12 protein-coding genes are annotated in these 11773 nt (G+C 75.0%); 4 read left to right on the top strand and 8 right to left on the bottom strand.

The features are described from left to right. Window positions 1–6: 6 nt before the first annotated feature. Window positions 7–396 (bottom strand): cupin domain-containing protein, encoded by a 390-nt coding sequence (locus OG904_RS23760; RefSeq protein ID WP_405494150.1) that lies wholly within the window; start codon window positions 394–396, stop codon window positions 7–9. Window positions 397–535: 139 nt separating this feature from the next. On the opposite strand from OG904_RS23760, the gene OG904_RS23755 reads away from it, so the two are divergent. Continuing rightward, on the top strand, window positions 536–1210 hold the full coding sequence (locus tag OG904_RS23755; RefSeq protein WP_405494148.1) for a DUF2293 domain-containing protein: 675 nt from the start codon (window positions 536–538) through the stop codon (window positions 1208–1210). Here the strand turns inward: OG904_RS23755 and OG904_RS23750 are convergent. Next, on the bottom strand, window positions 1203–1943 hold the full coding sequence (locus OG904_RS23750) for a chaplin (RefSeq protein WP_405494146.1): 741 nt from the start codon (window positions 1941–1943) through the stop codon (window positions 1203–1205). The two genes, OG904_RS23755 and OG904_RS23750, sit on opposite strands and share 8 nt — an antisense overlap. 128 nt (window positions 1944–2071) lie before the next feature. Here OG904_RS23750 and OG904_RS23745 point away from each other — a divergent pair, with 128 nt between their 5' ends. Continuing rightward, window positions 2072–2611, top strand: coding sequence for a hypothetical protein (locus OG904_RS23745; protein ID WP_405494144.1), 540 nt, complete (start codon window positions 2072–2074; stop codon window positions 2609–2611). Window positions 2612–2660: 49 nt separating this feature from the next. Here OG904_RS23745 and OG904_RS23740 read toward each other — a convergent pair whose 3' ends face one another. From OG904_RS23740 to OG904_RS23730, 3 genes are all read right to left on the bottom strand, one after another. Continuing rightward, complete coding sequence (locus OG904_RS23740) at window positions 2661–3866, bottom strand: SWIM zinc finger family protein (protein WP_405494142.1); 1206 nt, start codon at window positions 3864–3866, stop codon at window positions 2661–2663. Then, window positions 3863–6739, bottom strand: coding sequence for an SNF2-related protein (locus OG904_RS23735; protein WP_405494140.1), 2877 nt, complete (start codon window positions 6737–6739; stop codon window positions 3863–3865). Before OG904_RS23735 ends, OG904_RS23740 begins: the two co-directional genes overlap by 4 nt. Window positions 6740–6903: 164 nt before the next feature. Beyond that, the gene (locus OG904_RS23730; RefSeq protein ID WP_405494138.1) at window positions 6904–8349 is read right to left on the bottom strand and encodes a helix-turn-helix domain-containing protein; all 1446 of its coding nucleotides are present in this window, start codon (window positions 8347–8349) and stop codon (window positions 6904–6906) included. Window positions 8350–8490: 141 nt separating this feature from the next. Between OG904_RS23730 and OG904_RS23725 the strand changes: the two genes are divergently transcribed. Then, a complete protein-coding gene (locus OG904_RS23725) occupies window positions 8491–9159 on the top strand; it encodes a hypothetical protein (RefSeq protein WP_405494136.1) in 669 nt (222 codons plus the stop codon). Between the two features lie 84 nt (window positions 9160–9243). Continuing rightward, window positions 9244–9501 (top strand): DUF6343 family protein, encoded by a 258-nt coding sequence (locus tag OG904_RS23720; RefSeq protein WP_405494134.1) that lies wholly within the window; start codon window positions 9244–9246, stop codon window positions 9499–9501. A 58-nt stretch (window positions 9502–9559) separates the two neighbouring features. Here OG904_RS23720 and OG904_RS23715 read toward each other — a convergent pair whose 3' ends face one another. From OG904_RS23715 to OG904_RS23705, 3 genes are all read right to left on the bottom strand, one after another. Next, window positions 9560–9973, bottom strand: coding sequence for a tetratricopeptide repeat protein (locus OG904_RS23715; protein WP_405494132.1), 414 nt, complete (start codon window positions 9971–9973; stop codon window positions 9560–9562). A gap of 66 nt (window positions 9974–10039) precedes the next feature. Beyond that, window positions 10040–10633 carry a dephospho-CoA kinase gene (gene coaE, locus OG904_RS23710; protein ID WP_405494130.1) on the bottom strand — a complete coding sequence of 198 codons (594 nt, stop codon included), beginning with the start codon at window positions 10631–10633 and terminating at the stop codon, window positions 10040–10042. Window positions 10634–10709: 76 nt separating this feature from the next. Next, window positions 10710–11648 (bottom strand): PAC2 family protein, encoded by a 939-nt coding sequence (locus tag OG904_RS23705; RefSeq protein WP_266909595.1) that lies wholly within the window; start codon window positions 11646–11648, stop codon window positions 10710–10712. Window positions 11649–11773 lie beyond the last annotated feature (125 nt).

Below are 11773 nucleotides of genomic sequence, written 5' to 3'. Positions count from 1 at the left end.
CGGCGTTCACCGGGCGTGCGCGGAGCACGCGCACGGCGTGGCACCGGGCGGGGCTTCGGCGGGCAGAGCGAAGGGATCACCCTCGGCGAGGGCGGCGGTCACACAGAGCACGACGGGCTCGGAGCCGAGGTTGCGGCCGAGGTGGACGTGCTGGATGCCGGCGGGCTCGACGAAGCTGGTCCCGGCGCGGTGCACCACCACCGTGCCGTCGCGCAGGATCCGGGTCAGGGTCCCGGACTTGACCACGGCCATCAGCGGGACGCGATGGTAGTGCCAGCCGGTGCAGCCGCCCGGTTCCACGGCGACTTCCCGCACCACGAGACCGGAAGCGATCTCCCCTTCGGGACGCCGGGCCATCACTCTCGGGCGCCCCGCCGTCGCCTGCCGTCCAGCCATGTTTCCTCCTCCATGGACCCACCGAGGCCCACTCGGTTCACCGTAGGAGGACACCATGAGGTCAGGGAAGACTCTGTGAAAGCGCAACTACCCTTAAGCCCAAGGTGATATACGGCCCGGACGGCGGTATCACATCGGCATGAGCCTGGTCGTTTTCGAGTCGATGAAGCAGATCCACTGCGCGGAATGCAGGCAGGGCCCCCTGCGGCACCTCGTCCGCGAGGCCGGCGTGCCCCGCTGCCTGGACTGCGCCGACCTCGGACACCTCGTCTACCTGCCGCGCGGGGACACCGCCCTCACCCGACGCGCCCACGAGGCCAGTTCACTTTCGGCCGTCGTCGTCCGCTTCCACCGGAGCAGGCGCCGCTACGAGCGCCGGGGACTCCTCGTCGAGGAGGCCGCCCTGGCCCGCGCGGAGCGCGCCTGCCTGGCGGACGCCGACGCCCGGGCCAGGCGCCGCGAGCGCGACCGGCTGCGCCGCGCGGCCGAGGACATCCGGTTCACGGCGGCGTTCGCCGCCGAGATCCTGCGCCTGTTCCCCGGATGCCCCGCCGACCGGGCGCAGGCCATCGCCGCGCACGCCTCGGTGCGCGGCAGCGGCCGGGTGGGCCGCAGCGCGGCGGGCCGGGCCCTTGATCCGCCGGCCGTTTCGGCGGCGGTACGGGCGGCCGTGCGGCACCTCGACACCGAGTACGACGCCCTGCTGATGGGGGGCGTACCCCGGTTCGCGGCCCGGTCCCGGCTGGCGTCGCGGATCGACGCGATCCTGGACGGCTGGCGGACGGCTCCCGACCTGTCCGCGCGGGCTAGTTGACCCGGAACCGGCGGTAGAGCAGCACCCCTCCGAGCAGCAGGGCCCCGCCGCCGGGCAGCAGGTACCCGACGCCCTCGGCCCCGGTGTGGGCGAGCGCCGAGGGGCCCTCGGGCGGGGCCGGCGGGGTGACGGGCGGCACGGTGACCGGGGGCTGGGCGGGCACCTCGACGACCGGGGTCGAGCCGTTGACGGAGGTGTTGCCCGCGGAAGTGTTGCCGACGTCGACGACGCTCACCGCGTTGCCGCTGATGTTCAGCGGAACGTCGACCGGGAGCTGGAGCCCGTTGCCGGACAGCAGCCCGGGAGAATCCTTTCCGCGCCCATCGGCCACCGCTCCGCCGCCGCTGCCGGGGCCGTTCCCCGCACTGCGCCCCGGGCCGTTCCCCGGGCCGTTCCCCGCACCGTTTCCGGCGCCGGGTTTCGAGGGGTGTGCGGGCCGGGGACCGGGATGGCCGGGCTGTTCCTGGTGCCCGGCGCCGCCCGGGGTCTGGTTGGCACACCGGTTCCCGGCGGCCGAGTTGAGCACGCCGACCACGCTCACGGTGTTCCCGCACACGTTCACCGGTGTGTGCACCGGCAGTTGCAGCAGGTTCCCGGACAGCAGCCCCGGCGACCGCTCCGCGTTCCCGGCCGCACCGGCATCGGCGTGGGCGAAGCCGCCCACTCCCGCGACCGCCAGTCCACCTCCCGCGACCACCGCCGCGATCAAGCCATTCCGACGACTGTGACGCATCAGATTTCCTGCCTTCCGGAAGGGTTCACGGGCGTTGCACCCACACCGGAAACAACGCTGTAGCCCCCGTTCGGGTTATAGCGCCAGTACGCATTTCACTCCATCGTGTACTGGGTAATCCCTACTTCATGACTCGCCCGCTGCTCCTCCTCGACGTGGACGGACCCCTCAACCCGTTCCGGTCCCGACTCGCAGGGCTTCGCGGTTACACCAGCCACCGGATGCGGCCGACGGTCTGGATGTCCTACCGCGCGCCGGACTCCCGCAGCGCCGTACGGGGCCTGCGGGTGCGCCTCCACCCCGCCCACGGCGCCCGCCTGCTGGCCCTGCCCTACGAACTCGCCTGGGCCACCACCTGGATGCACGAGGCCAACACGATGATCGCCCCGCACATCGGACTTCCCACTGATCTTCCTGTCATCGAATGGCCGGAACTCTTTGCCCGCGACCCCGACGGCCTCTCCTGGAAGACCCGCCACCTCCTCGACTGGGCGGACGGCCGCCCCTTCGCCTGGGTCGACGACATGATCACCCCTCGCGACCGTGCCTGGGTCACCGCCCACCACCCCGCCCCGGCCCTGCTCCTGCGGATCCACCCCCGACAGGGCCTGCGCCCGGCCGACTTCACCACCCTGCACCACTGGGCGGCCGGGCTGACCGCGAGCTGACCGCGTGAGGAGTCCGCCCGTTCGGCACTCCGAAACCGAACGGGACGGCTCAGCGCCGGAGGGCCGTCACCGGATCCGGGGCCGGGCGGCCCGTCGGCCACCAGTCCTCCGTGCCCGGGCGGGACTCGTAGGCGTACCAGAGGGCGTCCCGGCCCAGGCGCAGCTGGCGGGTGCCCGCGGTGAGTCGGTTGCGGTCGGGGCGGAAGGAGCCCTGGGCCGCGGCGAGGAGGGCGGGGCGGGCCCGGTCGAAGGGGCCGGCCGGCGGGTCCCAGGACTCCTCGAGGGCGAGCAGGGCCGGCAGGCCGCCCTGCCGCCAGGCCGCCGCACCCCGGGCGAGGTCGGTGGTGCTGCGCCCCGTGGCGTGCGCCAAGTCCCGGTAGAGGGCGCGGGTTGCGCCGGTGAGCCCGGCCGTGGGATGCGCCGAGGCCAGCCGGACCGCGTCCTGCCAGCGGCTCAGCCCGGCCATCGGATCCTCGGCGGTGCGCAGCAGGGCCAGCGCGCGGGCGGCCGCGTCCCCGGCGAGCTGGTCCAGGGCGAGCGGGTCCGGGGCCGCGGGGTCGGCCGGACAGGCCTGCGGAACCCCGGCGGCGGCGGGCGCCGCGAGCGGGGCGGGCAGCGGCGGCAGGACGGTGCGGGCCAGCGCCGCCCGGGCCGGTACGCCGGGAAAGTCCGGTGCCTCGTCGGGCCGTTCGCGCGCGGCGTGGGCGGCGTTGCGCCGGGTGAGCTCCTCCAGCAGCTCCCGCTCCCCGCGGCCGCGCAGCAGCAGCAGGACGAAGGGATCGGCGTCCAGGAGACGGGCCGCCCGGTAACACAGGGCCGCGGCGTGCTTGCACGGTGGGCGCGCCACGTCCGGGCAGGAGCAGCGCGGCGCGAGCTCGCCCGCACCGGGCAGCACCGACTCCGCGAGCGACTCCGGGACCTCCCGCTCCAGCAGCGCGGCGAGCGCCGCCGGATCGGCCGCGACCGACTCCAGCAGCTCGCTCCACTCGGCGTCCGAGAAGGCGGGCAGGGACAGCTCGGTGCGGTACGGGCGCGGTCGGCTGCCCCGTACGTAGGCCACGATCCGGCCCGGTGTGATGGTGACGGCGTCCACATGGCCCTCGGCCGCGTACGCCCTGCCCCGGGTCAGGCGGGCTCCGTCACGGGCCGCCGCCTCCAGCGCCGCCACCCAGGCACGACCCCACCAGCTGACGGCCTCCACCCCGGGGGGCACCGTCTCGAAGGTGCGGCGGCGGTCGTCCCGCGCGGTGATCACGCGGGCCTGCGCAGGGAGACGAGGTCGGCCAGCTCGCGGTCGGTCAGCTCGGTCAGCGCCGTCTCGCCGGAGCCCAGTACGGCGTCGGCCAGGGCGCGTTTGGCCTCCAGCATTTCGGCGATGCGGTCCTCCACGGTGCCTTCCGCGATGATGCGGTGGACCTGGACGGGCTGGGTCTGGCCGATGCGGTAGGCGCGGTCGGTGGCCTGTTCCTCGACGGCCGGGTTCCACCAGCGGTCGTAGTGGATGACGTGGCCGGCCCGGGTGAGGTTCAGTCCGGTGCCCGCCGCTTTGAGGGAGAGCAGGAACACCGGGACCTCGCCGGCCTGGAAACGGTCCACGAGCTCCTCGCGCCGGGCGACCGGCGTACCGCCGTGCAGCAGCTGGTGCGCGATGCCGCGATCCGTCAGATGGCGCTCGATGAGGCGGGCCATCGTGACGTACTGCGTGAAGACCAGCACCGAGCCGCCCTCGGCCAGGATCGTGTCGAGCAGCTCGTCCAGCAGGGCCAGCTTCCCGGAGCGGTGCGCGATGCGGGGCTGCTCGCCCTTCGTGCCGTGCTCCTTCAGGTACTGCGCGGGGTGGTTGCAGATCTGCTTGAGGGAGGCCAGCAGTCTCATGATCATGCCGCGCCGCTCGATGCCCTCGCTCGCGCCGATCACCGCCATCGCCTCGTCGACCGCCGCCTGGTAGAGCGAGGCCTGCTCGCGGGTGAGGGACACCGGATGGTCGGTCTCCGTCTTCGGCGGGAGCTCGGGTGCGATCCCGGGATCGGACTTCTTGCGCCGCAGCAGGAACGGCCGGACCAGCGCCGCCAGTCGGGCGACCGCCGCCTCGTTGCCGCCGTCCTCCTCCGTCTGGTGCTCCACGGGCCGGGCGTGCCGGGCCCGGAACGCGGTGAGCGGGCCGAGGAGTCCGGGCGTGGTCCAGTCGAGGAGCGCCCACAGCTCGGAGAGGTTGTTCTCCACCGGGGTGCCGGTCAAGGCCACCCGGGCGGGCGCCGGGATCGTGCGCAGCGCCTTCGCGGTCGCCGAGTGCGGATTCTTCACGTGCTGGGCCTCGTCGGCGACGACCATGCCCCAGGGCTGTTCGGCCAGCCGGGCCGCCCCCGCGCGCATCGTCCCGTAGGTGGTCAGGACGAACCCCCCGGCCAGCCCGTCCAGGCTGCGGCCGGCCCCGTGGAAGCGGCGCACGGGCGTGCCCGGGGCGAACTTCTCGATCTCCCGCTGCCAGTTGCCCAGCAGCGAGGCCGGGCAGACCACCAGCGTCGGCTCGGGATGGTCGCGGTGCAGGTGGAGGGCGATCAGGGTGACGGTCTTGCCCAGTCCCATGTCGTCGGCGAGGCAGCCGCCGAGCCCGAGCGAGGTCATCTGGTCCAGCCAGGCCAGACCCCGGGCCTGGTAGTCGCGCAAGGTGGCCTTGAGCCCGGCGGGCTGGGGCAGCGGGGCGAGCTCCCCGGTCAGCCGGTCCCGCAGGGCGGCCAGTGCCCCCACGGGAACCGCCGCCACCGGTTCGCCCCCGACCTCGGCCGTCCCCGTCAGTACGGCGGCCAGCGCGTCCACCGGGTCCAGGAGGCCCAGCTCCCGCTTGCGCGCCTTGCGCACCAGCTCCGGATCCACCGGCACCCACTGGTCGCGCAGCCGCACCACGGGCCGGTGGGCCTGCGCCAGCGCGTCCATCTCCCCCGGGGTCAGCCGGTCACCGCCCAGCGCCAGCTCCCAGGAGAAGGCGAAGAGGTGCTCGGCGTCGAAGAAGGCGGTGCCGTCGGTGGCGGAGCCGGGGGCGGTGGACCGTACGACGGCGGTCGCGGTCAGCGTACGGGCCAGGTCCCGCGGCCAGTGGACCAGTACTCCGGCCTCCGCCAGCCGGGTCGCAGCGCGGCCCAGGAGGTCTTCGAGCTCGGAATCCGAGAGGGCCAGCACATCGGGGACCGGCTGGTCCAGCAGCCGCAGCAGCGGCGGCCAGACCCGGGCCGCCCGGCGCATGGCGAGCACGGCGTCGATCCGGGACCGGGGCCCGAAACCGGCCGCGGCAGCGCCCGCCCAGAGCATCGAAGCGTCCGTGACCAGGGTCGGGTCGGCGAGGCTGTGCACCTGGACGACGGCGGCCCCGGCGCGGCGCACGCCTTCCCCGTGTCCCGTCTCGTCCTCCTCACCGTCGAAGAGGCGGAAGGAGGACAGGTCGAGGCGCAGCGAGATCCGGACACCGGTGTCCGCACCGGAGGCGACCTGCGCGGCCCAGTCCGCCATCCCCGGGACGTGCTGCGGCTCCCGGGCGGCGAACGGCCGCCCCGCGGCGAAGGGCGCCGCCGGCGTCCGGGGCAGGCTGTCGGCGACGGCGTCGAGGAACGCCCTGACCAGCGCCTCCGGTTCGGGCAGGTGGAGCGGGCGGCGGCCGGCCAGCGGGGTGGCGTACCCCTCGGGGGGCAGCGCGGCGGCGACCGCGCGCAGATGCCCGAGGTCCTCGGCGTCCAGGGGCCCGGCCCGCCAGGCGTCGATGCCGTCGGGGGTCAGACCGGGCAGCAGACGGCCCCGCGCCACGAGGGTGAGCGCCTGCACGGCGGCGGTGCCCCACGCACGGGTCGCGGGATGCGCGGCGGGAGCGCGGGCCGCACGGACGAGCACGGGCAGGGCGGCGGTGACCGTCATCGTGACGGCCGGCACGGTGCGGGTACGGACGCCCTCGCCATGGGGACGGACCACCTGGAGGGTGCCCGGGGCGCCTTCGGCGGGCAGGGCGTCCCCGTCGGGGGCCCAGAAGGCGACCCGGCCCTCGCGCGGCACGGCGGCGGGGAGGAACACGGCGGCGTGCCGCTGCAGGGCGGACGCGGGCCGGCGCGCCGGTGCTGGCGTGGTCACCGGCGTCCTCGTCATCGGAGTCGCTGTCGTCGGAGTCCTCGTCATCGGAGTCGTCGTCGGGGTCGTGGTCGTCGCTGTCGTCATCGTGTCCCCCCCCTCATGGTCGGACGGATCCCCTTCGCCACGAGTCTAGGCGTGGGCACTGACAACGCCGCTGAGCTGCGCGTTCCCCGGGATCTTCAGCGGGACCAGCGGGCCCGCTCGTGTGCGTAGCCGTAGACCGGGCGGTCCGAGGGGGCCGCGGAGACGCGCCAGGGGCGGCCCTCGTCGTCGAGCCGGAGGGTGCCGGAGCCGGTGGGTCCGCTCCAGCGGAGCTCCAGGTACCAGTCGCAGTCGCACCCGGTGGTGGTCGCCTCCACCCGCAGGACCGCCGGCTCGGCGGCCGAGACCCGGAACGGGAAGGCCGGGGCCTTGATCGGCTCCCCCGCGTCGTTGCCCGCCACCGGGCGGGCCAGCGGGCGCGGCGCGTCCAGGTTGACGGCGAAGACGGCCGGGGTGAGCGCCCCGCCGCAGCCCTGCGACATCTGGTAGACGTTCCACCGGGGCGGGGTCCGCCGCCCGGCCACCCGTACCTCCAGGCCCTCAAGGACCACCGGGTCCGGACCCGTGCCGTGCAGGGTGACCTCGACGATCTGCGTCCCCGCGTGGACGGCCCCCCGCGCGGCCGCCCAGGCCGGCGCGTCCGCCTCCACCGGCGGCGGGGGCACCGCCGAGGGCCCGGCTTCGGCGAGGTACGCGTGGCCGCAGCCCGCCGTCCACACGTGCGACCGTACGTCCGCGCGCATCGGCGGGGCCCCCTGCGCCGGGCCGGACGCCCCGGGCGTCGCCGTCGCCGCCCCCGCCCCCGGCCCGGGCGTCGTGGCGGGTCCCGGCGTCGCGCCCGTCCCCGTCCCTTGCCCCGGTGCCGGGGACGGCGTCGCCGCCCCTGTCGCCGGATCCGCCGTCGGCCCCGTCCCGCTTGCCGAACCGGTCACCCCCGCCACCGCCGCCGTTGGTCCGGCCTGGGTCGCACCGTGGTCGGGGCCCGTGTCCGGAAGGGCCCCGATACCCACCGCCAGGGCCACGACCGCGGCCGCGGCCGCCGCCACCGCTCCGGCCGGCAGCAGGCGACGCCCGCGCCGGCGCGGCCCCGGCACCCGCGGAACCCCGGACTCAGTGGCCCCCTCCGGCCCCACCCGCCCCACCGCCGCCGCTTCCACCACCGGCACACACACGACCGCCGCGTCCACCACCACGGCGTCCGCCACCGGCCCACCCTCCGCCGGCTCCCCCACCACCGGCGCCTCCACCACCGGCACACCCACCGCCGCCGCCACCACGGCGTCCGCCACCGGTGCCGTGTCCTCCAGCACCGCCCGCCGCCGCGCGTCCGCCAGCAGCCAGGCCCGGTGCAGTTCCACCGCCTCCGCCGCCGTCGCCCCGCAGGCCCGCGCGAAGCGGTCCACCGCCGCGAACTCCGCGGGCAGCGCCTCGCCGCTGCAGTACCGGTGGAGCGTCGACGTACTCGTGTGGAGCAGCCGCGCGAGCGCCCCGTAACTCCGCCCGCTCCGCTCCTTCAGCTCCCCCATCAACCGCGCGAACGCCTGCGCCTCGGCCGATCTCCCCGTCCCGGACTTCCGTTCCATGCCAAGGATGTTCCCGCAGCTGACGGGGCGTACGGGCGTTCCATCGTCCCGGTTTCGCCCCAAACCGTGGACCGGCGTCCCCGGCCGGGCACAACCTTGCCGGGCACACCGCCGCACCGACCGACACGGGGAGAACCGACCATGCTCCGACGACGACGCACCACCGTCCGCGCCCCCTTCCGCACCACCGTCCGCACCAACACCATCACCACGGCCGTCCTCTCGGCAGCGGCCGCCGCCGCCACCGCCCTGGTCCTCACCGTCTCCACGACGGCCACGGCCGCGGCCGCCGCCGCGCCCGGGTTCCTGGGCGGCACCGACCTGCCCCCGCACCCGTCCTCCTCCTGGTACGCGGGGAAGGTCACCAAGGGGCTGCCCGAGTTCGCGCCGTTCTGCCTGGAGGGCGTGCTCCCCGCGTCCGGCAGCTGGCACCGGGACTTCAGCACCGAGTACGACACGGGCGCGGTCCAGGTGTCCGTACGCGCCTCCTCGGCCACCGCGGCCGCCACCCTCGCCGCCTCCCTGGAGCGCAAAGTGGCCGCCTGCGCCGCCGACTGGCTGCGGACCAACCCGGGCGGTACCGCCTCCTGGCAGGACTACGGCAAGATCCGCGTCGAGGAGGGCGCCCACGTCTACGGGGTGCACACCTCGCTGCCGGAATCCGAGCCCGGCGTGCACCTGTACGGGATCGGGCGCGACGGCTCCACGGTGACGGTCGTTCGGTGGGGGCAGATGGGCAACCTGTCGGACGCGCCCGTCCCGGCCTTCAGGAAGACGACCACCACGGCCGTGAACAAGCTCAACCCCTGACGGTCCCCGCCCCCGGTGGGACCATGGAGGGGAGATGGAGGGGAGGGGGAGGCCGGGCGAGGCGACGACGTCGAGGCGATGGCCATGCGAACCGGAAACGAGCCGGTGACCGCCCGCAGCGCGCTGCGGCTGCGGTTCTGGCTGAGCCTGTGGGGCCTGATCTGGTCCGGTGCCGGCGCGGCGGCGTTCTCGCTCGCCGCCCGGCCCGGGTGGGCCGCGGCCTGCGCCGCCGTCGCCGTGCTCGCGGCCGTGGACCTGGGCGTCGTGCTCCACCACATGCGGCAGGGCCCGCACTACCAGCCGGGCCCGGACGTCCCCCCGTACGAGCCACCCGCGCGCTGAAACGGCCGGCTCACCCCGCGCTGAAGCTGCCGCCTCGCTCCGCGCCGAGGCGGGCGGCCTAGTTCTCGAAGCGGGCCGCGGCCAGGTAGTCCGGCTGGGGGTCGAGGGCCGCCGCGAGGCGGAAGTGCTTGCGGGCCTGCTCGGGGCGGCCCGCGCGCTCGTGCGTGCGGGCCAGCGCGAAGTGGGCGAAGGCGTTGTCCGGCTCCCGCTCCAGCACGATCTGGAACTCGAGCTCCGCCGGACGCAGTTGGGCCGCGGCGAAGAAGGCCCGGGCCCGCAGCAGCCGGGCCGCCGTGTTCTCCGGGTGGGCGGCTATGACCGAGTCGAGCAGTTTCACCGCACCGCGCGGGTCGCGCGCGGCGAGCAGCTGCTCCGCGGCCCGGTAGTCGATGACATGCGTCTCGGGCGACGGCGATGGCGACGGCGATGAGGACGGCGACGGCTGCGGGAGCGGCGGCGTGGTGTCGGACACGGTCTGTTCCTTCCCTCTGAGAACGCGTTCAACGCCCTGCGCCCCACCCGCTATTCCGTGCACGCCTCAGGCTCGCGCCGTGAGCTCCTCCCACACCTTGCGCACCTGCGGCTCCAGCGCCTCCAGCGGCCCGTCGTTGTCGATCACGAGGGTGGCCACGGCCAGCCGCTGTTCCCGCGTGGCCTGCGCGGCCATCCGGGCCCGGGCCTCCGACTCCTCCATGCCGCGCAGCGCGGTGAGCCGGGCCAGCTGGGTGGCGGGTGCCGCGTCCACCACGACGACCAGGTCGTACAGCGGCGCGAGCCCGTTCTCCGCGAGCAGCGGTACGTCGTGCACCACGATCGCGTCGGGCCCCGCGGCGGCCTCCAGCTCGGCGGACCGGGCCCCGACCAGCGGGTGCACGATGCCGTTGAGGGTCCGGAGCTTCGCCGGGTCGGCGAAGACGATCGATCCCAGCCCGGGCCGGTCCAGCTCGCCCCCGGAAGTCAGCACGGACTCCCCGAAGGCCGCGACGACGGCCGCGAGCCCGGGCGTGCCCGGTTCCACGACCTCCCGCGCGATCCGGTCGGCGTCCACGACGACCGCCCCGTACCCCGCCAGCAGCCGCGAGACCTCGCTCTTGCCGGCGCCGATTCCGCCTGTCAGGCCAACTTTCAACATGCCCGGCAGACTAACCCCCGCGCCCCGGCCCCCGTACAGCCCCCCGAAGGGAAGGCTTCCGGGGAGCGGGGACCGCTCAGCCCTCGCCCTCGCGCTCGGCCAGGAACCGCTCGAACTCGAGCCCGATCTCGTCCGCGGAGGGAATCTCCGCGGGCTCGGCGATCATGTTGCCCCGGGTCTCGGCGCCCGCCGCCGCGTCGTACTGGTGCTCCAGCCCCTGCACCAGGCTGACCAGCTCCTCGTCGCCCTCCCGGATCTGCCGGTCGATCTCCGTCTGGGTGCGGTGCGCCTCGGTGCGCAGCGCGTGCGCGACCGACGGCAGTACCAGCCCGGTCGCGGCGGTGATCGCCTCCAGGGCCGTCAGCGCGGCGTCCGGGTACGGCGAGCGGGCCACGTAGTGCGGGACGTGGGCGGCGACGCCCAGGACGTCGTGCCCGGCCTGGCCGAGGCGGAACTCCACCAGCGACTCGGCGCTGCCCGGCACCTGCGCCTCGTCGAAGGGGCTGCGGTGCCCCGGCATGAGGTCGGTCCGGTTGCCGTGCGGGGTGATCCCGACGGGCCGCGTGTGCGGGACGCCCATGGGGATGCCGTGGAAGTTGACGGAGAGCCGCACGCCCAGGCGCTCGACGATCTGCCGGACCGCGACGCAGAACCGCTCCCACTCCACGTCCGGCTCGGGGCCGGACAGGAGCAGGAAGGGCGCACCCGTGGCGTCCTGGACGAGGCGCACCTCTAGGAGGGGCTCCTCGAACTCCGTCCAGTGGTCGCGCTGGAAGGTCAGCAGGGGCCGGCGCGCCCGGTAGTCCACCAGGCGGTCCGCGTCGAAACGGGCCACGACCTGGTGGGGCAGCGTGTCGAGCAGCCGCTCGACGATCTGCTCACCGGTCTCGCCCGCGTCGATGTACCCCTCGAAGTGGTAGAGCATGACCAGCCCGGCCGAGTCCTGGGCGAGCGCCAGGTCGGCCACCGCCAGGCCCTTGGCGTCCCATTCGTACAAACCCTGTGGATCAAGCACCGCCACCACTCCTCCTTCGCCTCGTTCCCTGGCAAGAACGTCCAAGGAGCCGTGACCATTCCCCAGTTGACGGTATTCGCGAGAACCCGCAGCGGATCCTCGGTGGGCCCGCGCAACGCGGTAAG

This window comes from Streptomyces sp. NBC_00096, assembly GCF_045041305.1.
Classification (GTDB): domain Bacteria; phylum Actinomycetota; class Actinomycetes; order Streptomycetales; family Streptomycetaceae; genus Streptomyces.
The sequence above is the reverse complement of the archived record's forward strand: the minus strand, read 5'-3'. Positions and strand labels throughout refer to the sequence as shown.